At 74.6% G+C, this 22059-nt stretch carries 27 protein-coding genes; 19 read left to right on the top strand and 8 right to left on the bottom strand.

The window, feature by feature from the left end; all coding sequences use genetic code 11:
• Positions 1-6: 6 nt before the first annotated feature.
• The 3 genes from FVA95_RS13865 to FVA95_RS13875 are packed head-to-tail and all read right to left on the bottom strand — an operon-like array spanning position 7 to position 3052.
• Entirely contained in the window at positions 7-903 is an 897-nt protein-coding gene (locus tag FVA95_RS13865) for an ABC transporter ATP-binding protein (protein ID WP_149664590.1), read from the bottom strand.
• Entirely contained in the window at positions 900-2009 is a 1110-nt protein-coding gene (locus tag FVA95_RS13870) for an iron chelate uptake ABC transporter family permease subunit (protein WP_240051471.1), read from the bottom strand. The genes FVA95_RS13865 and FVA95_RS13870 overlap by 4 nt, the downstream gene beginning before the upstream one ends.
• Entirely contained in the window at positions 2006-3052 is a 1047-nt protein-coding gene (locus FVA95_RS13875) for an iron ABC transporter permease (protein WP_164514864.1), read from the bottom strand. Before FVA95_RS13875 ends, FVA95_RS13870 begins: the two co-directional genes overlap by 4 nt.
• A gap of 139 nt (positions 3053-3191) precedes the next feature.
• Here FVA95_RS13875 and FVA95_RS13880 point away from each other — a divergent pair, with 139 nt between their 5' ends.
• The 16 genes from FVA95_RS13880 to FVA95_RS13955 all read left to right on the top strand — a co-directional run bounded on the left by FVA95_RS13880 (position 3192) and on the right by FVA95_RS13955 (position 15624).
• A complete protein-coding gene (locus FVA95_RS13880) occupies positions 3192-3911 on the top strand; it encodes a dihydrofolate reductase family protein (RefSeq protein WP_240051472.1) in 720 nt (239 codons plus the stop codon).
• 98 nt (positions 3912-4009) lie between these two features.
• Positions 4010-4492: an Asp23/Gls24 family envelope stress response protein gene (locus FVA95_RS13885; RefSeq protein WP_149664592.1), complete on the top strand. Its 483-nt coding sequence runs from the start codon at positions 4010-4012 to the stop codon at positions 4490-4492.
• A 2-nt stretch (positions 4493-4494) separates the two neighbouring features.
• Positions 4495-4788: a hypothetical protein gene (locus tag FVA95_RS13890; protein ID WP_193564350.1), complete on the top strand. Its 294-nt coding sequence runs from the start codon at positions 4495-4497 to the stop codon at positions 4786-4788.
• Between the two features lie 18 nt (positions 4789-4806).
• A complete protein-coding gene (locus FVA95_RS13895) occupies positions 4807-5169 on the top strand; it encodes a hypothetical protein (RefSeq protein ID WP_149664593.1) in 363 nt (120 codons plus the stop codon).
• On the top strand, positions 5166-5342 hold the full coding sequence (locus FVA95_RS31495; RefSeq protein ID WP_020622970.1) for a hypothetical protein: 177 nt from the start codon (positions 5166-5168) through the stop codon (positions 5340-5342). The genes FVA95_RS13895 and FVA95_RS31495 overlap by 4 nt, the downstream gene beginning before the upstream one ends.
• Positions 5339-5776, top strand: a complete 438-nt coding sequence (locus FVA95_RS13905) for a hypothetical protein (protein ID WP_149664594.1) — start codon at positions 5339-5341, stop codon at positions 5774-5776. Before FVA95_RS31495 ends, FVA95_RS13905 begins: the two co-directional genes overlap by 4 nt.
• A gap of 56 nt (positions 5777-5832) precedes the next feature.
• Positions 5833-6381, top strand: coding sequence for a DUF6286 domain-containing protein (locus FVA95_RS13910; protein WP_149664595.1), 549 nt, complete (start codon positions 5833-5835; stop codon positions 6379-6381).
• The gene (locus FVA95_RS13915; RefSeq protein ID WP_149664596.1) at positions 6381-7070 is read left to right on the top strand and encodes an alkaline shock response membrane anchor protein AmaP; all 690 of its coding nucleotides are present in this window, start codon (positions 6381-6383) and stop codon (positions 7068-7070) included. Before FVA95_RS13910 ends, FVA95_RS13915 begins: the two co-directional genes overlap by 1 nt.
• A gap of 67 nt (positions 7071-7137) precedes the next feature.
• Positions 7138-7890: a 3-hydroxybutyrate dehydrogenase gene (locus FVA95_RS13920; RefSeq protein WP_149664597.1), complete on the top strand. Its 753-nt coding sequence runs from the start codon at positions 7138-7140 to the stop codon at positions 7888-7890.
• Between the two features lie 52 nt (positions 7891-7942).
• The gene (locus tag FVA95_RS13925) at positions 7943-9520 is read left to right on the top strand and encodes an alpha/beta hydrolase (RefSeq protein WP_149664598.1); all 1578 of its coding nucleotides are present in this window, start codon (positions 7943-7945) and stop codon (positions 9518-9520) included.
• Between the two features lie 410 nt (positions 9521-9930).
• The gene (locus FVA95_RS13930) at positions 9931-10614 is read left to right on the top strand and encodes an ABC transporter permease (RefSeq protein ID WP_149664599.1); all 684 of its coding nucleotides are present in this window, start codon (positions 9931-9933) and stop codon (positions 10612-10614) included.
• 13 nt (positions 10615-10627) lie between these two features.
• Positions 10628-11680, top strand: coding sequence for an ABC transporter ATP-binding protein (locus FVA95_RS13935; protein ID WP_149664600.1), 1053 nt, complete (start codon positions 10628-10630; stop codon positions 11678-11680).
• Positions 11677-12483 carry an ABC transporter permease gene (locus FVA95_RS13940; protein ID WP_020622351.1) on the top strand — a complete coding sequence of 269 codons (807 nt, stop codon included), beginning with the start codon at positions 11677-11679 and terminating at the stop codon, positions 12481-12483. Before FVA95_RS13935 ends, FVA95_RS13940 begins: the two co-directional genes overlap by 4 nt.
• 54 nt (positions 12484-12537) lie before the next feature.
• Positions 12538-13509 carry a glycine betaine ABC transporter substrate-binding protein gene (locus FVA95_RS13945; RefSeq protein WP_240051473.1) on the top strand — a complete coding sequence of 324 codons (972 nt, stop codon included), beginning with the start codon at positions 12538-12540 and terminating at the stop codon, positions 13507-13509.
• A gap of 174 nt (positions 13510-13683) precedes the next feature.
• Positions 13684-14658, top strand: a complete 975-nt coding sequence (locus FVA95_RS13950) for a glycine betaine ABC transporter substrate-binding protein (protein WP_240051474.1) — start codon at positions 13684-13686, stop codon at positions 14656-14658.
• Positions 14659-14661: 3 nt separating this feature from the next.
• The gene (locus tag FVA95_RS13955; RefSeq protein WP_149664601.1) at positions 14662-15624 is read left to right on the top strand and encodes a DNA polymerase domain-containing protein; all 963 of its coding nucleotides are present in this window, start codon (positions 14662-14664) and stop codon (positions 15622-15624) included.
• Between the two features lie 57 nt (positions 15625-15681).
• On the opposite strand, the gene FVA95_RS13960 is transcribed toward FVA95_RS13955, so the two are convergent.
• Both FVA95_RS13960 and ligD read right to left on the bottom strand, forming a co-directional pair.
• Complete coding sequence (locus tag FVA95_RS13960; RefSeq protein WP_149664602.1) at positions 15682-15876, bottom strand: hypothetical protein; 195 nt, start codon at positions 15874-15876, stop codon at positions 15682-15684.
• A 91-nt stretch (positions 15877-15967) separates the two neighbouring features.
• Positions 15968-16993 (bottom strand): non-homologous end-joining DNA ligase, encoded by a 1026-nt coding sequence (ligD, locus tag FVA95_RS13965; RefSeq protein ID WP_370460865.1) that lies wholly within the window; start codon positions 16991-16993, stop codon positions 15968-15970.
• Positions 16994-17028: 35 nt separating this feature from the next.
• Here ligD and FVA95_RS13970 point away from each other — a divergent pair, with 35 nt between their 5' ends.
• Complete coding sequence (locus FVA95_RS13970; protein ID WP_149664603.1) at positions 17029-17310, top strand: hypothetical protein; 282 nt, start codon at positions 17029-17031, stop codon at positions 17308-17310.
• A gap of 60 nt (positions 17311-17370) precedes the next feature.
• Complete coding sequence (msrB, locus tag FVA95_RS13975; RefSeq protein WP_149664604.1) at positions 17371-17823, top strand: peptide-methionine (R)-S-oxide reductase MsrB; 453 nt, start codon at positions 17371-17373, stop codon at positions 17821-17823.
• Between the two features lie 40 nt (positions 17824-17863).
• Here msrB and hemQ read toward each other — a convergent pair whose 3' ends face one another.
• Genes hemQ through hemE form a run of 3 tightly spaced genes read right to left on the bottom strand, consistent with a single transcriptional unit; the run spans position 17864 to position 21222 of the window.
• Positions 17864-18559, bottom strand: a complete 696-nt coding sequence (gene hemQ / locus FVA95_RS13980) for a hydrogen peroxide-dependent heme synthase (protein WP_043280124.1) — start codon at positions 18557-18559, stop codon at positions 17864-17866.
• Positions 18560-18592: 33 nt separating this feature from the next.
• Complete coding sequence (gene hemG, locus FVA95_RS13985) at positions 18593-20131, bottom strand: protoporphyrinogen oxidase (RefSeq protein ID WP_149664605.1); 1539 nt, start codon at positions 20129-20131, stop codon at positions 18593-18595.
• Positions 20128-21222 carry a uroporphyrinogen decarboxylase gene (gene hemE / locus FVA95_RS13990; protein WP_149664606.1) on the bottom strand — a complete coding sequence of 365 codons (1095 nt, stop codon included), beginning with the start codon at positions 21220-21222 and terminating at the stop codon, positions 20128-20130. The genes hemG and hemE overlap by 4 nt, the downstream gene beginning before the upstream one ends.
• Positions 21223-21317: 95 nt before the next feature.
• Here hemE and FVA95_RS13995 point away from each other — a divergent pair, with 95 nt between their 5' ends.
• The gene (locus FVA95_RS13995) at positions 21318-21938 is read left to right on the top strand and encodes a DUF3000 domain-containing protein (RefSeq protein WP_149664607.1); all 621 of its coding nucleotides are present in this window, start codon (positions 21318-21320) and stop codon (positions 21936-21938) included.
• Positions 21939-22059 lie beyond the last annotated feature (121 nt).

Raw genomic sequence — 22059 nt, forward strand, 5'->3', positions numbered from 1 at the left:
CGGAGATCATGCCTCGGCGATCGGCTCCGGGGCGCGCAGCGACGGGCCCGCGTCCGGCACGACCAGCGGGGTGCCGGTGACCGGGTCGGGCAGCACCCGGGCCCGCAGCCCGAACACGTCGGCGAGCAGCTCCTCGGTGACGACCTCGGCCGGCGAACCCGCCGCGACGATCCGGCCGTCCTTCATCGCGACGAGCCGGTCGGCGTAGCGGGCGGCCAGGTTCAGGTCGTGCAGCACCATGACCACGGTGCGGCCCGCCTCGGACTGCAACCGCCGCACCAACTCCAGCACGTCCACCTGGTGGGCCAGGTCGAGGAAGGTGGTCGGCTCGTCGAGCAGCAGCAGGTCGGTCTGCTGCGCCAGGGCCATCGAGATCCAGGCGCGCTGGCGCTGGCCACCGGACAGCTCGTCGACCGGGCGCTCGGCGAGGTCGGACAGGCCCGTCCAGGCCAGCGCCTCGGCGACGGCGCGCTCGTCGTCCGAGGACCACTGCCGGTACCAGGCCTGGTGCGGGTGCCGACCGCGGGCGACGAGGTCGCCGACGGTGAGCCCCTCGGGCGCCAGCGGCGACTGCGGCAGGATCCCCAGCACCCGCGCGACCTCCTTGGTCGGGGTGCGGTCGATCCGCTTGCCGTCGAGCAGCACCTGGCCGGCCCGGGCGGGCAACAGCCTGCCCAGCGCGCGCAGCACGGTGGACTTGCCGCAGCCGTTGGGGCCGATCACGGTGGTGACCGCGCCGGGCAGCACCTCCAGGTCCAGCCCGTCGACGATGGTGCGGTCGCCGTAGCCGAGCGTGACCTGCTCGGCCGACAGCCGGACCTCGCCGGGGCGGACGGGTTCGCCCGCGGTCGTCGTCGGGGAGGCGGTGGCCTCCGCGACACTGATGTCCTCGACGGTGCTCATCGACGGGCCTCCTGGCGGGTGCGGGCGAGCAGGTACAGCAGGAACGGGGCGCCGAGCACCGCGGTCACGATGCCGACCGGGAGCTCGACGGACCCCAGTGCGGTGCGGGCGATCAGGTCGGACAGCACGGTCAGCGCGGCGCCCAGCACGAGCGAGACCCCGATCGGCGGGGTCCCGACCCGGCAGAGCCGACGCGCGATCTGCGGGGTGACCAGCGCGATGAAGGCGATCGGGCCCGCGGCCGCGGTCGCGACCGAGGCGAGGCCGACGGAGACGAGCAGCAGCGCGGTGCGGGCACCGTTCACCCGCACGCCGAGGCCGCGGGCGGTGTCGTCGTCGAAGCGCAGTGCGCCCAGCAGGTGCACCAGGACCAGCGCCGCGGGCACGAGCACCAGCATCGCGATCGACAGCGGGACGACCTCGTTCCAGCTGCGCGCGTTGAGGCTGCCGTTCAGCCAGACCTGGGCCTGCGCGGCCTGGTAGATCTGCGCGACGGTCAGCAGCCACTGCACCGCCGCGACGAGCACGGCCTGGATGCCGATGCCGATCAGCACCAGCCGGAAGCCCTGGATGCCCTTGCGCCAGGCCAGCACGTACACCGCGACCGAGGCCACGAGCCCGCCGATCAGGGCGGCGAGCGGGATGCCGAGCGAGGCGAACGCGCCGCCGACCCCGGCCGCGCCACCGCCGAGCACGATGATGAACACCGCCGCGGCGCTGGCGCCCCACTGGACACCGATGATGTCCGGGCTCGCCAGCGGGTTGCGGGCGACCGCCTGCAGGATGGCCCCGGACACGGCGAGCGCGCCGCCGACCAGGGCGCCGACCAGGGTGCGCGGCAGCCGCAGCTCCAGCACCACGAGCTGCTGGCCCGCGTCGCCGCCGCCGAACAGCGTCGCCAGCACGTCGGTGAGTGCGATCGGGTAGTCGCCGCGGCCCATGTTGACCGCGGCGGCGAGCACCAGCGCGACGGCGCAGACGAGCAGCACCACCGCGGTGCGCACGCGCAGCACACCGGAGAAGCGGCCCGCGCGGACGGCGCGGCGACCGGGGACGACCACCGTCGAAGGCCGGGGCCCGGTGTCCGGGTCGGTCAGCGTGCTCACACGGCCCCCAGCTTGCGTCGGCGCACCAGCGCGATGAAGAACGGCCCGCCGATCAACGCGATCACGATGCCGACCTGCAGCTCACCGGGGCGGGCCACCACCCGTCCGACGACGTCGGCGAGCAGCAGCACCACCGCCCCCGCGAGCCCCGCGGCGGGCAGCAGCCACCGGTGGTCGGGTCCGGTGAACACCCGCACGACGTGCGGCACGATCAGCCCGAGGAACGCGATCGGCCCACAGGCCGCGGTGGCCGCACCGGCGAGCAGCGTGATCGCGACGACGCCGACGACCCGGGTCCGGCGGACCGAGTGCCCCAGCGAGGTGGCGACGTCGTCGCCGAGGGAGAGCGCGTTGAGCGCGGGCGCGCTGGCCAGCGCGAGCACCGCGCCCACGACGATGAACCACACCACCTGGCCGCCGACCGCCGCGTCGCGCCCGGCGAGCGAGCCGACCACCCAGAACCGGTAGGCGTCGAGGCTGGTCTCGTCGAGCAGCACCACCGAGGACGTGCCCGCCTGCAGCAGGAAGCTGACCGCCGCGCCGGCCAGCGCCAGCGAGACCGGGGTGGCGCCGCCGGGTGCCCGGGTGCCGATCACGAACACCACGACGCTGGCGACCAGCGCACCGGCGAAGGCGAACCAGACGTAGCCGAACAGCGTGCTGACGCCGAAGACGTAGATGCCGATGACGACGAAGAACGCCGCCCCCGCGTTGACGCCCAGCAGGCCCGGGTCGCCGAGCGGGTTGCGGGTGAAGCCCTGCACCAGCGCGCCGGCCAGGCCGAGCGCGATCCCGACCAGCAGCCCGAGCAGGGTGCGCGGGATCCGCAGGGAGCGGATGACCACGTCGTTCTCGCTGCCGGTCGGGGCGACCAGCGCGGAGAACACCTCGTTCACCGGGATGACCTTGGTCCCGATCGCGATGCTGGCCAGCACCGCGAGCAGCAGCGCCGCGGCCAGCGCCGCGAGGCCGATCAGCCGACGGCGGCGCAACGACCGCCGTGGGGGGGCCGGCTGCTGTGCCGACGGTGGTCGGACCTGGATCGCGTTCACCGTGCTCGTGGCCCCCTGCTCGACCGGATGCCCCACCCATCCGGTGCGGCTCCGCTCACCATAAGTGAGGCTGCCCTACGGCAGAACACCCCCGTGCGTCACGTCGCCCGCACGGCGGGATGCTCGGCGGGTGTCCACCGAGCCCTCCGCGTCCGGTCCCCCACCCGTCCGGCCGCGGGTCACCGCGGTCATGGTCAGTTCCGCCGACGGTGCCGTGAGCGCGGGCGGGGCCGGCTCCGGCGGCCTGTCCACCCCCGCCGACCGGGCCCTGTTCCGTGCCCTGCGCCGGTCGGCGGACTGCGTGCTCGTCGGGGCGGGCACCGCGCGGGACGAGGACTACCGCGGGGTCCGGCCGCGCCGTCCCGGGCCGGACGGGCGGCAGCCCGGGCCGCCGCCGGTCGTCGTCGTGACCGGGTCGGCCGGGCTGGACCCCGGCGCACGGCTGTTCACCGACACCGTCACCCCACCGGTCGTGCTCACCACGACCGCCGCCCCCGCCGACCGGCGCGCCGCGCTCGCCGCCGCGGGCGCCGACGTCGTGCTGCTCGACGACCTCTCCCCCACCACGCTGCTCACCGCCCTCGGCCGCCGCGGCCACACCTCCGTGTTGTGCGAGGGCGGGCCGACCCTGCTCGGCGCGCTGGTCCGGGCCGACGTCGTCGACGAGCTGCGCCTCACCCTGGTCCCGGTGCTGGTCGGGGGCCCCGAGAGGCGGATCGCGACCGGGCCGGACCCCCTCCCCGTGCCGCGTGCGCTGCGCCTGGCCGGCCACGAGGCGGCGGCCGACGGGACACTGCTCCTGCACTACGTCCGTGCCACCGCGGGGATCCCGGCTGCGCCGAACGGGTGAACCACCGTGAGGGAGGTCCGGGGACGGGCATCTCACGGGGGACACCACACGCACCGCGGCGGGCCCCCACCCGGGGCCGGCCCGTGAGAGGAGCACCGATGACCTCCGGCACCCCGACCACCACCTCCGCCACGACACCCGCGGGGCGCCTCGCCGAGGGCACCGGCCAGGGCCGCACCACGATCGCCCCGTCCGTCGTGCAGAAGATCGCCGGCATCGCCGCCCGCGAGGTCTCCGGCGTGTACGCGATGGGCTCCGGCGCGTCGCGCGCCTTCGGTGCGCTGCGCGAGCGCATCCCCGGCGGCGGCACCAGCGGCGCCTCGACCGTCGCGGGCGTGGCGGTCGAGGTCGGCGAGAAGCAGGCCGCGATCGACCTGGACGTCGTCGTCGAGTACGGCGTCGCCATCGCCGACCTGGCCGCGGCCGTGCGCCGCAACGTCATCGGCGCCGTCGAGCGGATGACCGGGCTGGAGGTCATCGAGGTCACCATCGCGGTGAACGACATCCACCTGGCCGGCGAGGACGACGGCCGGGACGACGCCCCGGCGGCTCCTGCCCCGACCGGCCGCGTCGTGGAGTGACGGTGCCCGCACGGAGCCCGGCCGTCCTGGCCGAGCTGGTCGCCGAGACGGTCGCCGCGCACCCGTCGGTGGTGCAGCTCGACGGCGGCGCGTTCGGCACCGTCGCGACCTGGCTCCCCGGACGACGGCTGGTCGGCGTCGGGATCGGAGGTGCCGACGATCCGGTCGAGATCGGGGTGGTGCTGCGCCTGGACCGGCCGATCCCGGCTACCGTCGCGGCGCTGCGGGCATCGGTCGCGCCGTTGGTCGACGGGGTCCCGGTCGACGTGACGGTGACCGACGTGGAGGTCACCTGAGGTGGAGGTGGGAACGGGATGGTCGAGCCGGACCCCGGCGGGCCCGGGGGCCTCACCCCCGAGCAACGGTCGGCCTACCGCTCGTTCGTCCGTACCCACCACCCCGACCGCGGGGGTGACCCGGAGGTCTTCCGCGCCGGGCTGGCCCGCTTCCGCGCCCTCGCGGCCGACCCGCACGGCGGGGCGGCATCCGGCCTCGACGACCCCCGCCACGACGACCCCCGTTACGACGCACCGATCGAGATCGTGCGCGACCTGCCGCTGCCGACCCGGGTCCTGGTGGCCCTGATCCGCACCGTCCGACGTCGCACGCACCCCCGGGTCGACCGGCCCGGCCGGCACTCACCCCGCCCCACCCGTCCCGGAGAGGACATCTCATGAACGCCACCCAGACCGGCCTGCTCGCGGGCCTCCTGCTGGGCGTCGCCGGTGCCACCGGCGGCTTCCTGGCCTTCGTCATCACCCTGGTGCTCGGCATCATCGGCCTGGTCGTCGGCCGGGTCCTCGACGGCGAGCTGGACCTGTCCGGCCTCGGCCGGGGCCGCGACCGGTGAGCACCCTCCCCGACCCCGCCGAGCGCGGCGTCCTGGAGATCGACCCGGCGGTGCTGCGCAAGATCGTCGAGTACGCCGCGGACACCGCGCCGGCGACCCGGCACCGCGCCCGGCGGGTCGCCGGGCTCGACGTCGGCGAGTCCGGACCGACCGCCCGGGTGACCCGGCGGTCGGGTCCGGCGCGGGGCACGGTCGGGGTCACCAGCGACGACACGACCGGCAAGACCGGCGACGCCGGCGAGGTCGACGTCCGGCTGCGGCTCACCCTGGCCCACCCCGGGTCGGTGCGGGCCGCCGTCGCCGAGGTCCGGGAGCGGATCGACGCCGACCTGCGTCGCACCACCGGGCACCGTCTGCGCGGCCTGACCGTCGAGGTCGAGGCCCTCCGATCGGGGGACGCCGGGCCGCGCCCGGCCTCCCCCCGCGTGCAGTAGACGTGCAGTAGAACCGTCGGACCCGTGACCGAGTCGGAAGAGGGAGGCCGGACCCCGTGCGTGTCCTGCTCCGCGTTCTCGCGCCGCTGCTGAGCCTGGTGGTGGCCGCGTTCGGCGCGCTCGTCGTCGTCGAGGTGGTGGCGGCCTGGGCCGGCCGGGTCTCCGGCCCCGGGCTGCTCGTCCCCTGGCGGGACTGGCGCACCACCGTCCAGAACACCCTGTGGACCGCGCAGCCGGTGCTCTGGGTCGCGGTGGGGGTGATCGTCGTCGGGGCCGTGCTGCTGCTCGTCGGGTTGCTCGCCCGGCGCCACGATGTCGCACTCGACGCGCCGTCGCCCGGGCTCACCGTCGCCACCGCGCCGCGGGTGCTGGCCCGCCTGGTCGGCACCCGGGTCCGGGCCGCGGACCCGGTGACCGCGGCCTCGGTGACCGCGTCGGCCCGCTCGGTCGTGGTGAACGCCCGCGGCCGCGGGGACGTCGACGTGCTGCGCGAGGCGGCCCGCGCCGCCGCCTCCGGCGTCCTCGACGCGCTTCCCCTGGCCCGGCGGCCGCGCCTGACCGTGCGCGCCACCCCGGACCAGCCGGGCTCGAAGGAAGTGCAGTGATGACCGACGACGCGAGCTCGACCGGGATCCCGGCGGGAGGGTCGCCGGCACCCGCCCTCGCGAACCCGCGCCGCGCGGCGCGGACCGCGCGGCGCGCCCAGTACCGCTCCGCGGGCGGTGCCCGCACCGGCCTCGTCCTCCTCGGCGGGCTGCTGCTCGCCGTCGGCGTGCTCACCGTGCTCCTGGTGACCGGGGTCTTCGGGCGGGGCCGCCCGCAGCGCCCGCTGCTGGACCCGGTGGTCGAGCAGTTCCTGCTGGACCACGGCACCGCCGCCCGGCTGGTCGCGGTCCTGGCCGGGCTCGTGCTGGTGCTGCTCGGGCTCTGGTGGACCGCCCGGTCGCTGCGCCCGGAGCCCCGCCCGGAGCTGGTCCTGGACGGCGGACCGGACACCGAGATCCGGATCGGCGCCTCCGCCGCGGCCGACGCCGTCGCCGACGGGGCCGCCACGCTGCCCGGGGTGACCCGGGCCCGGGCCCGGATGGTCGGCAGCGCCTCCGCACCCGCGGTGCGCGCCACCGTGTGGGTCGACGAGGACGTCGCCGACGGGGAGGTCGCCGAGATCTGCCGCCGCCTCGACGCCGAGGTCCTGCCCGCGATCCGCGACGCGCTGGGGATGGCGGACCTGCCCGTCGCCGTGCGGCTGGAGCTGGACGCGGCCCCTCGCGACGACCGCCCGCGGGTCTCCTGACCCACCGGCCGGGTGGGTGACCCGGCTCACAGGAGCCGGGCCGGCCGGCGTCCGTACGGTCGTCGGCATGAGCGCAGTGCTGGACGGCAGGACGGCCCTCGTCACCGGGGCGGGCAGCGGGATCGGGGCCGCGGTGGCGCGCCGGCTCGTCGCCGACGGGGCGCGGGTGTACGCGGTGGACCTCGCCGAGGACCGGGTGGCCCCGCTGGCCGCCGAGAGCGACCTGGTCACGCCGCTGGGGTGCGACCTGTCCGACCTCGACGCCGTCGAGCAGCTGCCCACCGATGTCGACATCCTGGTCAACAACGCCGGCCGCCAGCACGTCTCGCGGCTGGAGGAGTTCGACCCGGAGATGTTCTCGAACATCCTGCGCCTGATGCTGGAGTCGCCGTTCCGGCTGATCCGGCGGTCGCTGCCGCACATGTACGCCCGTGGCTGGGGCCGGGTCGTGAACATCTCCTCCGCGCACGGCCTGCGGGCCTCGCCGTACAAGTCCGCCTACGTCTCGGCCAAGCACGGCCTCGAGGGCCTGTCGAAGGTCACCGCGCTGGAGGGCGCCGAGCACGGCGTGACCAGCAACTGCATCAACCCGGCCTACGTGCGCACCCCGCTGGTCGAGGCCCAGATCGCCGACCAGGCCCGCACGCACGGGATCTCCGAGGACGAGGTCGTCACGAAGATCATGCTCACCCCGGTGGCGGTGAAGCGGCTGATCGAGCCCGCCGAGACCGCGGAGCTGGCCGCGTTGCTGTGGGGGCCGGCGTCGGCGTCGATCACCGGGACGTCGCTGTCCCAGGACGGCGGCTGGACGGCGCGGTAGGAGCGGGGCCGCTCACCGAGGCCACACCCCGGTGCGGGCATGATCGGTGCTCGTGCGGCGGTGGAGTGTGCTCGGGGTCCTGCTCGCCGCGGTGCTGCTCGCCGGGTGTGCGGTCGGGCCGTCGCAGCGGCCACCGGTGGCGGTGCGCGGTGAACAGCTGCCCGCCGCCCCTCCGACCTCGGCCGCGGGCCCGCCCGCCGACCCCGACCTGCTGCCGGACTCCGACCCGGTCCGCACCACCGGGTTCACCGACTGCACCGCCGACACGGCCGCGGCGCTGACCACCGCGGGCACCCCGTTGCCCGCCGGGCGCCCCCTGACGGTCGGCTGCGCCCGGCTCACCGTGCCCGCCGACCGGGACCGGCCCGAGCTGGGCCCGGCCCGGCTCGGTCTGACCCGGGTCACCACGCCCGGCGCGCCGGACGGGCGGCCGGCGCTGGTCGTGCTCGGCGACACCGGTACCGACGGGTCCGCCCGGACCGCGGTGAGCCTCGCCGCCCGACTGCCCGCCGCGGTGCTCGACCGCTACCAGGTGATCGGCATGGACCGCCGCGGCACCGGGGAGGACCTGCTCGACTGCGCCCCGGTCGACGCGCGCGCCATCCTGCTCGACGCCGGACCGGACCGCCGCGACGAGGCCGCCATGACGGCACTGCTGGAACGCGCCCGCGAGGTGGTGCAGGACTGCAACCTGCTGCTGTCGGGGACGTTGACCAGCTACCGCGCCGCGAGCGGCGCCGACGACCTGGAGTCGCTGCGGTCCGTGCTGGGCGCGGCCCGGCTGGACCTGCTCGCCGTCGGCGACGGCGCCGACGCCGCGGCTGCCTGGATCGGCGCGCACCCGGGCTCCGTCGGGCGGGTCGTGCTCGACGGCCCCGGTGACCCCACCCTCGACGAGCCCGCCCGGACCGAGAGCACGACCGCGGCCGCGGAGAAGGCCTTCGACGCCTTCGCCGTGGCCTGCACCGCCTCGCCGGCCTGCCCGCTGGGCCCCGACCCGCGCGGCTACGTCGACGAGCTGGTGTTCCGCCTGTCCCGCACCGCCCTGCCGGCCGGCGACGGCGACGCCGTCACCGCGGGCGCGACGCTGCGCGCGGTCCGCTCGGTCCTGTCCCAGCCCGCCCGCTGGCCGGAGCTGCAGTCCGCGCTGGTCGCCGCCGGGGACGGCGACCCGGCGGGCCTGGTCCGCATCCTGGCCCCGCTGGGAGGCCCGCAGGGCCGCTTCGACGCCACCCTGGCCACCCGCTGCAACGACAGCCGGGTGCGGGTGACCCCCGGTGAGGCCGCCGGCCTGGCCGGGCAGTGGGCGCAGCGCTTCCCGCTGTTCGGTGTCGCTGCGGCGCAGGACCTCGTGGCCTGCGGGCCGTGGCCCTCGGGCGGGCCGGTCACCCCGGCGGCGCCGCAGGGCGCTCCCCCGCCCCCGGTCCTCGTGATCGGGACCGCGCAGGACCCGCGTTCGCCGCAGAGCGGCGCGGAACGGACAGCCCAACAGCTCGCGACGGGGCGGCTGGTGCGCTGGCAGGGCAGCGGGACCGGGGCGTATCCGCGCACCCCCTGCGTCACCGGCCTCGTCGACCGGGCGCTGCTGACCGGCCGGGCGCCCTCCCAGCCCGTGGTCTGCCCGCCGTAACCGCGTGCTCCGGGCGGCTCACCCTGGGTGGAGCCGGACCGCGGTCGGGATGCGACGAAACCGGCGCAGAAGGTCACGATTGCGTATCCGCCGCTTTCCGGTGCGGTTGCGGGAACAGCGTTGTCGCCCATCCCCACCTGCGACGACGGTGGCACGAAACGTTTCCGGAATGCCGACGCCATCGTCCCGGAACGGTCCGCTCGACTTACCGCCCCCACCGTTCTGCGGCTAGGCTCCGTCGGGCGAGCAGGAGGCCGCAGGTCATGCCCACCGCACCGGTGGGCGCACGCGAACTCCCGGTCACGTCGTTCGGGTGGGTGTAACGCCGAACGGACCCGACGACGAGTGGTGCGGAAGGACCGTGCCCCTGCCCCGAGCGGCGGACACGGCCCCCGGGCGGAAGGAGCACGGTGGATTTCTTCACCTATGTCGGCACCCAGCTGAACCAGTTGGTGTTCTACGGCCAGCAGCATTTCCTGGTGGTCGCGATCTCGGTCGGAATCGCGGTCGTGATCTCGTTGGCGGCGGGCACCCTGCTGCACACCAATCGTCTGACGCCCGAATCATGGAGCCGCCCGGTCCGCGCGGGCTCCCGCGAGGCGCTGCTGATCGTGTTCTCCGCCGCGCTGACGATCCCGTCCCTGGCGCTGTTCGGCCTGCTGCAGCCGATCCTGGGGCTCGGCGTCACGCCGTCGCTGACGGCCCTGACGATCTACGCGATCTACCCGGTGCTGCGCAACGTCGTCGCCGGGCTCTCCTCGGTGGACGACGCCGTCCTCGAGTCCGCCCGAGGAATGGGGATGGGCTCGGTGCGCCGGATGGTCACCATCCAGCTGCCGCTGGCCTGGCCGGTGATCCTGTCCGGCATCCGGGTCGCCGTCCTGATCATCATCGGTATCGCCGTCGTCGCCGGCGCCATCAACGGCCCCGGCTTCGGCTCCTCGCTCTTCCTCGGCCTGCAACGGCTGGGATCGGTCAACTCGTTCAACCAGGTTCTGGCGGCCACGCTCGGCTGCCTCGTCGTGGCTGCGGTCTACGAGGTCGTCTTCTGGATCGTGCAGCGCTTCACCACCCCGAGGGGGATCCGTGTCTGATTCCGGCAAGCCGATGATCGCTCTCGAAGGCATCAGCAAGACCTATCCGAAGTCCACCACCCCGGCCGTGCAGGAACTCGACCTGGAGGTGCCCGAGGGCACCATCTCGATGTTCATCGGGCCGTCCGGCTGCGGCAAGACGACCACGCTCAAGATGATGAACCGGCTCATCGAGCCCACCACGGGTCGCATCCTGCTCGACGGCGACGACGTCACCGACGTCAACGCCGACGAGCTGCGCCGCCACATCGGCTACGTCATCCAGCAGGTCGGCCTGTTCCCGCACTTCACGATCGGCGACAACATCGCCGTCGTCCCGAAGATCCTCGGGTGGGACCGCAACCGGATCACCGCCCGGGTCGACGAGCTCCTGCACCTGGTCGGGCTGGAGCCCAAGGACTACCGCGACCGCTACCCGCGCCAGCTCTCCGGCGGACAGCAGCAGCGTGTCGGCGTCGCCCGCGGACTCGCCGCGGACCCCTCGGTGATGCTGATGGACGAGCCGTTCGGCGCCATCGACCCGATCACCCGCGAGCGCATCCAGGACGAGTTCCTGGAGCTGCAGCAGCAGCTCGCCAAGACCATCTGCTTCGTCACCCACGACCTCACCGAGGCGGTCAAGCTCGGCGACCGGATCGCGGTGTTCGGGCCCGGCGGCACGCTGCAGCAGTACGACACCCCCGACATGATCCTGACCCACCCGGCCAACGAGTTCGTCGCCGAGTTCGTCGGCGCCGGCGCCGCGGTCCGGCGGCTGTCGCTGCTGGAGCTGTCCCGCCTGGAGCTGCAGCCGGTCGACCTCGACGGCACCGCCGCCCGCAACGGCTCCCCCACCTACGAGGCCGACGCGCAGGGCCGCCCGGTGCGCTGGGCCTACCTGCCGGGCACCGCCGACCTGCCCAAGCTGGTCACGGTGCCGCGCACCGGGACCGTCTACGACGCCGTCGACGTCATGCTCGACTCCCAGACCGAGCTGGTCGGCGTGGTCGACGAGCAGCAGAGGCTGCAGGGCGCGCTCTGGTGGCGTGACCTCGTCGAGGGCCTCAAGACGAAGGCCGGTTCGTGAGCGCCCCCGCCGCCGAGGAGACCGGCGCTGGCGCGCCGTCCGGGTCGTCCTCGGCCGAGCCGGTCGTCCGACGGACCCGGCGGCTGGACCGGTCGCTCATCGTCAACCCGCTCATCGCCGTCGTCGGTGTGGTGCTGGTGCTGCTCTACGCCGCCTCCCAGGGCCTCGACGACGTCGAGGCCTCGGTGATCAACGCGAGCTCGCTCGGGGAGCGGCTCGGCGAGCACCTGGTGCTGACCGGCCTGTCCACCCTCGTCGTGATCATCGTGGCGATCCCGGCCGGCATCGCGATCAGCCGCCCGTCCGCCCACCGGATCCAGCGCCCGATCCTGGCGTTCACCGGGTTCATGCAGGCCCTGCCCGCGTTCGGCGTGATCGTCCTGCTCGCGTTCTCCCCGCTCGGGCTGGGCCTGCCCACCGCCGTCGTCGCGCTGGCACTGGCCGCGCTGCTGCCGGTGCTCACCAACACCGTGGTCGGGCTCCAGCAGGTCGACAAGGCGCTGATCGAGGCGTCCCGCGGCATCGGGATGTCGGCGCGGCAGACGCTGCTGCGTGTCGAGCTGCCGCTGGCGACACCGGTCATGGTCGCCGGCGTCCGCGTCGCGCTCGTGCTGAACGTCGGCACCGCGGCCCTGGCCACCTACGTCGGCGCCGGCGGTCTCGGCGAGCCGATCAAGGGGATGCTCGAGCTCGGCCGCCCCACCGGAACCCTCGTCGCCGCGACCATCGTCGCCGCGCTGGCCCTGATCGTGGACTGGCTCGCCGGTCTCGCCGAGTACGCCGTCCGCCGCAACGCCGGCTGACGCGGGCCCCGCTCGCCCCCGAATCCCCGCAGTACCGCATTCCCTGGAGGACACGTGAAGTTCGGACGATCCCGGCGTCTCGCCCTGACGGCGACGGCCGCCGCGGCGGCGCTCGCCCTGGCGGGCTGTGGCGGCCTGAGCGGCGGTGGCCCGTCGGCCTCCGGCGGCTCGCTGGCCCAGGCCGGTGACCTGAGCGGACAGAACTACGTCGTCGGCGGCAAGAACTTCGACGAGCAGCTGGTGCTCTGCCAGATCACCGTCGCCGCGCTCGAGTCGGCCGGCGGCAACGTCACCGACCGCTGCAACACCGGTGGCACCGACGTCACCCGCCAGGCGCTGCTGGCCGGGGACATCAACATCTACTGGGAGTACACCGGTACCGCCTGGGCCTCCTTCTTCAAGGAGACCCGCCGGGTCACCGACGACAACGAGCTCTACAACCTCGTCGCCCAGCGCGACCTGGAGCAGAACAAGATCCAGTGGCTGGACAAGGCCAACTTCAACAACACCTACGCCTTCGCCATGACCGAGGCGAAGTCGCAGGAGCTCGGCATCACGACGCTGTCGCAGATGGCCGACTACATCAAGTCGGGCCGGGCACCGGCGGGTTCGATGTGTGTGGAGACCGAGTACAACTCCCGTGACGACGGCCTGCGCGGCCTGGAGAAGACCTACGGCTTCACCGCCCAGAACCCGCAGGTGCTCGCCACCGGCGTGATCTACCAGGCCACCGCGGACAACAAGTGCCTGTTCGGCGAGGTCTTCACCACCGACGGCCGCATCCCCGGCCTGAAGCTCAAGGTCCTCGACGACGACAAGCGCTACCACGTCACCTACAACGCGGCACCGACCATCCGCGCCGACGTCTACAACGCCAACCCCGCCGTCCGGCAGGTGCTGGCGCCGATCGCCCAGGCCCTGGACTACAACACCATCCTCGACCTGAACGGCAAGGTGTCCTCCTTCGGCCAGAACGAACGCGACGTCGCGCGTGAGTGGCTGACCCAGAAGGGCTTCATCGGCTGAGGTGTCCCGGTGCGCCCGCCGCGACCCCGCCCCGGCTCCACCGGGTGCGGGGTCGCGGTGTCCCGTTGTCGCAGTGTCCCGGGTCGATCACCGTGCGCGCGTGAACGTTGCGCCGGGGGACGGTTCGTGATCGGCTGACCGGACCATGCCCTCCCGGCGAAGCAGGACGATCCCGTGAGCCCCTTCCCCGGCCGCAGGCTGCGGACGCTGGTCCCGGCCCTGCTCGCCGTCGCGCTGCTGGTGGGCGGCTGCACCGGCCTGGCCGGCGGCGGGCCACGGGCGACGGCCGGGTCGCTCGCCCGGGGCGTCGACCTGTCCGGGCGGACCTACGTCGTGGGGTCGAAGAACTTCGACGAGCAGCAGATCCTGTGCCAGATCTCGATCGCGGCGCTGGAGTCGGCCGGGGCCTCGGTGACCGACCGGTGCAACATCGGCGGGTCCGACGCCACCCGGCAGGCGCTGCTGTCCGGGGACATCTCCACCTACTGGGAGTACACCGGCACCGCGTGGGCGTCGTACCTGCGCGAGACCCGCACCCTGCCCGACGACCAGGTACTGGCCGAGCTGCGCCGGCGCGACCGTGTGCAGAACGGCGTGGTGTGGCTGGACCGCGCCCGGTTCGACAACACGTACTCCTTCGTCGTCGACGGGGCGACGGCCGCCCGGCTGAACCTGAACACGATCAGCGACATGGCCGCCTATGTCCGTTCCGGCCAGCCCGGCGACGTCTGCGTCGAGACCGAGTACGCCTCCCGAGCCGACGGCCTCGCCGGGCTCCAGCGCGCCTACGGCTTCGAGCTGCCCGGTGACCGGCGCAAGACCCTCGACCAGGGTGTCATCTTCCAGTCGACGGCCGACGGCGTCTGCCTGTTCGGCGAGGTCGCCGCCACCGACGGCCGCATCCCGGCGCTGGGCCTCAAGGTGCTCACCGACGACCGCGGCTACCACATCACCTACAGCGCGGTCCCGGTCTTCCGGGCCGACGTGTTCGACCGGGCCCCGCAGGTCGCCGACCTGTTCGCCCCGATCACCGCGGCCCTGGACCAGCAGACCGTGCAGCAGCTCAACGGCCGGGTCTCCGCAGGCGGGCAGAGCCCCCGTGACGTCGCGCGGGCCTGGCTGGCCGAGCGCGGGTTCATCGGGAGCTGAGCCGTGGCGCGCCGGCAGGTCGACGAGGTCCGCGACGGGGTGGAGCTCACCAGCCTGGACGCCGAGGCCTTCGACGGCGCCGGCGTCACCAAGCGGGCCCTGCTCGACCACCTCGACGCCGTCGCCGAGCTCCTGCTGCCCGCGCTGGCCGACCGGCCCCTGTCGGTGGTGCGGGCCCGCCCCGGCCAGGCGCCGTTCATGCAGAAGAACCTCCCGCGCGGGGCGCCGGACTGGATCCCGACCGTCGACGTGTGGGCGGAGTCCTCGCAGCGCACCGTGCACTACCCGCTCTGCCACGACCGCCGCACGCTGCTGTGGTTCGGCAACCAGCGTGCGGTCGAGTTCCACCCGACCCTCGTGCCGCACGGCGCGACGACCACCGGCGAGCTCGTGATCGACCTCGACCCGCCCGACGGCGCCGGCTTCGAGCGCGTCGTCGCGGCCGCGCACCCGGTCCGGGCGGCGCTGGCCGAGCTGGGCCTCGCCGCCGCGGTCAAGACCAGCGGTGCCACCGGCCTGCACCTGGTGGTCCCGCTGTCCGAGCAGCTCCCGATCGACGACGCGTTCGCCGCGACCCGCGCGGTGTGCGCCCGCGCCGCGGCGCTGGCCCCCGACATCGCGACGACCGCGTTCATCCGGGACGACCGCGGCGGGCGGGTCTTCCTCGACCCGACCCGGGCAGGCGGGGCCACCCTCGCCGCGCCCTACAGCCCGCGGGCCCGCCCCAGCCTGCCGGTGTCGTTCCCCCTCACCTGGGACGAACTGGACGGGGCCTCGCCCGCCGACTTCACGGTGGGCACCGTGGCCGGTCTGCTCGACGGACGCCCGACCTGGTCGGAGCTGCGGCCCGCACCCGCGGCCCTGCAGGAGGTGCTGCTCACCGAGGGCCGGGCGATCCCGGTACCGCGGGTCGCGGCCATGCACGAGGGGAAGCGCCGCAAGCGCGCCCGCGAACGCGGTGCGTGATCACCGGTCGTGGAGGATCCCGCCCGGCTCACGGACGCTGCGCTCCACAACCGGTGATCACGCGTCGACGTCGCCGCGGGCGCGCCGGTAGAGCCAGCGGTCGGCGTCGGCGAGCGGTCCGATCAGCACGTAGCCCCTGGGGCCCCCGCCGGGGTCGGACAGCTCGATCGTCCGCGGCGGACGGCCGGTGGCGTCGGGGTCGATGCGCACCTGCTCACCCGCGTAGGGACCGTCGTCCAGGACCGCGTACATGGCAGGGGATTCTGCCACCGCGACCGGCCCCCGGGTCGGTGCGCCGACCCGGTCCCGGTGATCTCGACGGTCGCCGGCGTGGCCGCGGTGGCTACTGCTTGCGCGCCCGGCTGGGCTGCACCCGCAGCGGCTCGCCGGGCATCTTCGGGTACTCCGGCGGGTAGGGCAGGTCCCCCAGGCCGCGCTCGGCCTCGTCCTCGGCGTACCACTCCAGCGCCCTCGCGCAGCTCCCCCGCTCCTCGCCCATCCCGGCGTGCGGGTCCCCGTGGCGTTCCAGCAGACCGGGCACGGTGCGCAGGGTGAACGCCGCGGGGTCGACCTCGCCGAGGTCGTCCCAGGTGACCGGCATGGAGACGGTCGCGGCGGGCAGACCGCGCACCGACCAGGCCGAGGCGATGGTGCGGTCACGGGCCGCCTGGTTGTAGTCGAGGAACACCCGCTCGCCGCGTTCCTCCTTCCACCAGTCCACCGTGGCCAGCTCCGGGATCCGCCGGCAGACGCGCCGGGCGATCGCGATGACGGCGTGCCGGACCTCCACGAAGTCCCACTCGGGCCGGATCGGACAGGCGACGTGCACGCCCCGCCCGCCGGAGGTCTTGGCCCACCCGGTCAGTCCGGCCTCGGTGAGGACCTCGCGCAGCGTCTGCGCGACGACGACGGCGTCGCCGAAGTCGGTGCCCGGCTGCGGGTCGAGGTCGATGCGCAGCTCGTCGGGGTGGTCGGTGTCGGCGCAGCGGACCGGCCACGGGTGGAAGTCGAGGGTGTTGAGGTTGGCCGCCCAGGCGATCGTCGCCGGCTCGGTGATCGACACCGACTCGGCGGTGCGGCCACTGGGGAAGGTCACCGTGCAGGTCCGCACCCAGTCCGGGGCACCCTTCGGGACGCGTTTGACGAAGAACGGCTCGCCGTCCACCCCGGAGTTGAACCGCTTCAGGTTGGTGGGGCGGTCACGCAGCGCGGACGCCATCGGCTCCCCCACCGCGACGTAGTACTCGACCACCTCGCGCTTGGTGATCCCGAGCTCGCCGAACACCACCTTGTCCGGGCTGGTCAGGCGGACCTCACGCGGCCCGTCCGGCCCGTCGACCTGCAGCATCACGACCTCACGGCTCGCCACCCGGCGAACCTACCCCCGGTGACTATCGTGTGCCCATGAGTTCCTACCGGTCCCCCCGGTTCGACGACGACCTGCTGGGCCTCGACCCGGAGGATCCCGAGGCGCGGGAGTTCGCCGCGCACCTGGACCGCATGCAGCGGCTGCCGTCGTGCTCGGTGGAGGGCTACATCCGCGGTGTCGGGGACTTCGCGGAGTCGGCGAACCGGCTACGGGGCCCCCGGCGGGCCGCCGCGGTCGCGGTGACGGTGCTGCTGCTGTTCGTCGCGGCGTGGGTCGTCGCGAACGCGGCCGGGTTCGTGGTCGCCACCTGGGTCTGACGAGCCACCCGGGTCCGACGACCGGCGGCACACGACCGATCAACGGGTTACCGTGGATGCATGGGTCTGTTCAGCCGCAACACCACCGCCTCCGGGTCCGAGCTCCCGGCCCCGAAGGTGCAGAAGTCCGACGAGGAGTGGCGGGCCCAGCTGAGCCCGGCCGAGTACCAGGTGCTCCGCAAGGCCGGGACCGAGCGCCCGTTCACCGGTGAGTACACCGACACGACCACCACCGGCGTCTACCGTTGCCGGGCCTGCGGGGCGGAGCTGTTCCGCAGCGACTCGAAGTTCGCGTCGCACTGCGGGTGGCCGTCGTTCTTCACCCCGCTCGCGGGCGATGCCGTCATCGAGCGGGTCGACTCCAGCCTGGGCATGACGCGCACCGAGGTGCTGTGCGCGAACTGCCACGGCCACCTCGGCCACGTGTTCGAGGGCGAGGGCTACGGCACCCCGACCGACCTGCGCTACTGCATCAACTCGGTGTCGCTGACCCTGGAGCCCGCCGAGGGCTGACACCGGTGCGGGGCCGTCGCGCGACGGCCCCGCGCCCGGCTCACGGCAGGGACGCGACGAGGTCGCCGACCTCGACCCGCGGGCCGGTGTAGAACGGGATCTCCTCGCGCACGTGGCGGCGGGCCTCGGTGCCGCGCAGGTGCCGCATGAGGTCGACGATGCGGTACAGCTCGTCGGCCTCGAAGGCGAGGATCCACTCGTAGTCGCCGAGGGCGAAGGCCGGAACCGTGTTGGCGCGCACGTCCGGGTAGTCGCGGGCCTCCATGCCGTGGTCGGCCAGCATCTTCCGGCGCTCGGCGTCGGGCAGCAGGTACCACTCGTAGGACCGGACGAACGGGTAGACGCAGACGTAGCGCTTCGGGTCCTCGCCGGCCATGAACGCCGGGACGTGGCTCTTGTTGAACTCCGCCGGGCGGTGCAGCGCGGTCTGGCTCCAGACCGGCACGCTGGCCCGGCCGAGCGCGGTGGTGCGGCGCAGGTCGGAGTAGGCGGCCTGCAGCGACTCGATCTCCGAGGCGTGCCACCAGATCATGTAGTCGGCGTCGTGCCGCACACCGGCGAGGTCGTACACGCCGCGGACGGCGACGTCCTTGTTCGCGAGCGCGTCGAGGTACTCGGTGGCCTCGCGGGCGGCGGGGGCACGGTCGTCGCCGAGGCGGCCGGGCTCGACCCGGAAGACCGACCACATGGTGTAGCGGATGGTGTCGTTGATCGCTTTGACGTCCACGCGGGCCATGTCGGGCATGGTACGCGGCCGGTGAGGGTGCCCTCAGCGACCGGTCGGTGCGGAGGGCAGGGCCGCGGCGAGCCGCTCGGCGGCGGACCGCGCGGTCGCCACACAGGCGGGGACACCGACCCCGTGCAGCATCGACCCGGCGACCTCCAGGCCCCCGACGGCGGCGACGGCCGACTCCAGCGCGTCGACGACCGCGCCGTGGCCGACGCCGTACTGCGGCAGACCGCCGCCCCAGCGCTGCACGAACGACGCGACCGGGACGGCGTCGACGCCGTCGAGGACGGCCAGGTCGGCGCGGACGCGGTCGACGAGCTCGGCGTCGTCGACCTGCAGGCTCGCCTCCTCCCCGAACCGGCCGATCGAGGCCCGGATCCGGACCAGACCGTCCGCACCGAGGTGGGCCCACTTCGTCGACGCGTGGGTGACGCCCTTGACCGACAGCGGCTCGTCCGCGGCGACCAGACAGCCGGAGGTGCCGGGCAGGCCGGCGACGTCGGCCGCCCGGTAGGCGAGCGCGACGACCGCGGAGGAGGCGAGCTCGATCCGCCCGGCCGCCGCGGCCGCGGCCGGTACGACCGGCTCCAGCAGCCGGCGCGCGGCGGGTGCGGGGACGGCGAGGACGACGGCGTCGACGTCGAGCGCCTCGGGCTGCGGGACCGGGCCGAGGACCAGCCGCCAGCCGTCGGGGCGGCGGTGCAGCTCCCGCACGGTGACGCCGGTGCGCACCCGGGCCGCCGACGCGGCGACGAGTGCGGCGATCATCTCGCGGTAGCCCCCGCGCACGGCACCGAAGACCGGTCCGGCGGCCACCGGCTGTGGCACCGCCGCGGGGTCGACCCCGGAGCCCCCGGCGGCCTGGCTCCTGGTGACCTGGCTCCCGGCGACCGGCGGTGTGGTGGCGCCGGCCCCCGCGGCCGGTGTGCCGGCGGCGAGGGTGCCGCTGCGCTGGCCGGACGCGGCCATCCCGGTGCTGGCCGCCTCGGTGAGCGATCCGGCCCCCGCGTCGAGCGCGGCGGCGAGCGCCGGGACCGTGGCGCGCAGGCCGAGCCGGTCGACCCGGCCGGCGTAGACACCGCCCAGCAGCGGGTCGGCGATCCGGTCGACGACCTCCGGGCCGAACCGACGGCGCAGCAGCGTCCCGAGCGCGATGTCGGTGCCGGGCTCCCACGCCAGCGGCGTGGACGGCTCGGCGGCGACCGCGGCCCGTCCGGCGTCGGACAGCACTCCCCCGAGGTCGGCGTCCCGGCCGGGCACGCCCATCAGGGTGCCGCGGGGCAGGGCGACGGTGCGGCCCCCGGCGCGGATCGTCGCCGTCGCCGCGGTGGGGTGGGTGAGTGCGCCCGCCAGCCCGATCTCGGCGAGCAGTGCGGGGACCTCGGGGCGGCGGGCGAGGAAGGCCTCCGCGCCGACGTCGAACGGCGCGCCCGCGAGGTCGACGGTGCGCAGCACCCCACCGAGCCGGTCACGCTGCTCCAGCACGACGATCTCGGCGGACGGGCCGAGCAGCGTCCGCAGCCGGTGCGCGCACGCCAGCCCGGAGACACCGCCGCCGACGACGGCGACGCGGGTCATCGCGCCGGACGCTCGCCCGTCGGCCCGGACACGGGCTGGGCGTGCACCGTCTCGACGGTCCGGGTGATCACGTCCGGGTCGGTCGCCGGCAGCACACCGTGGCCGAGGTTGAACACGTGCCCGCGGGTGCGGGTGCCCTCGGCCGCGATCCGCACGACCTCGGCGTCGACGGCGTCCTGGCCGGCGAACAGCACGGCCGGGTCGAGGTTGCCCTGCACGGGCACCGCTCCCCCGGCACGGCGGGCCGCGACGTCGAGCGGGGTCCGCCAGTCGACGCCGATCACGTCGGCGCCGGCCTCGGTCATCGCGCCCAGGAGCTCGGCGGTGCCGACCCCGAAGTGGATCCGCGGCACCCCGGCCCCGGCGAGCGCACCGAGCACGGCGGCGGAGTGCGGCAGCACGAACTCGCGGTAGTCGCGCTCGGAGAGCGCGCCCGCCCAGGAGTCGAAGAGCTGGACCGCGTCCACCCCGGCGGCGACCTGCTGCTGCAGGAACGTGCCGGTGAGCACGGCGAGCTTGCCGAGCAGGGCGTGCCAGACCTCGGGAGCGGAGCGCATGAGGGACTTGGTCCGCTCGTGGTTGCGGCTCGGGCCGCCCTCGATGAGGTAGGAGGCGAGGGTGAACGGGGCGCCCGCGAACCCGATCAGCGGGACCCGGCCCAGCTCGGGCAGCAGCAGACCGATCGCCTCGGTGACGCGCGTCACCTGGTCCGGAGCCAGCTCGGGCAGGGCCGCGACGTCGGCGGCGGTGCGGACCGGCGAGTCCACGACGGGGCCGGTGCCCGGCACGATGTCGATCCCGATGCCCGCCAGGTGCAGCGGCACCACGATGTCGGAGAACAGGATGGCCGCGTCCATGTCGTGGCGGCGGACCGGCTGCAGGGTGATCTCGCAGGTCAGATCCGGGGTCAGGCACGCCTCGAGCATCTCGTTGTCCCGGCGCAGGGCCCGGTACTCCGGCAGCGAGCGACCCGCCTGACGCATGAACCAGACCGGCAGCCGCGACGGCGTCGCGCCGCGCACTGCATCGAGGAACGGAGCGCCCGAGAGGTCGCGGCGGGCGGGGGGCGCGGAGACGATGCCTGCAGTCATGACCCCCGGATGATCCCACGCGGACGGGGCCGGTAGTCGGGCGCCCCGGCGCGCCTGCCAGGTACGACCGGTATCGCACCCTAGAGTCCGACGCCGTGCCGGACCCGAACTCACCACCACCAGCAGCGTTCCGCAGCGCGGTCCGCTCGCTCGCGTCGGTCCGACCGCGCCCCGAGCTCGTGGTGCGGCCGCTCGAGGCCCCACCCCGGCTCGCGCCGTACAGCTGGGCGACCAGCGTCGAGGCCGACATCGGGCACCGCGGCGACGGGACCGACGACCTCGACGAGCCGGACACCTCCGGCCGGCTGATCCTGCTCCACGACCCCGAGGGTCAGGAACGCTGGGAGGGCACCTTCCGGCTGGTCTGCTTCGTGCAGGCCCGGCTGGAGCCCGGCCAGCTCGGCGACGACATGCTGCCGCGCATCGGATGGTCCTGGCTGACCGACGCGCTCGACCACGCCGGGGCGGGCTTCACCGCGCTCGGCGGGACCGTCACCCAGACCTCGTCGGTCCGCTTCGGCGGGCTCAGCGCGGACGGTGGCGGCCCCGGCGACACGCCCCCGCGGGAGGACGACGTCGAGCTGCGCGCCTCCTGGTCCCCCACGGAGAGCGACGGCGATCTGTCCCGACACGCCGTCGCGTTCGCGTCCCTCGTGTCGACCGCCGCGGGCCTGCCGCCGGTCGGCGCAGTGCCGTTGAGCCGATCGCCCGGCTGAACGTCGCAGGTCAGCGGCATGTGTCGGACATCTTTCACCCGGAGGGGTGGGACCGCGCCCACACGCATGTAACTTTCCGAGCCGGAAAGACGAATGCACACCAGACGTTAGGCCGCTTGGA

Source organism: Pseudonocardia sp. EV170527-09 (genome assembly GCF_008369905.1).
Lineage (GTDB): Bacteria > Actinomycetota > Actinomycetes > Mycobacteriales > Pseudonocardiaceae > Pseudonocardia.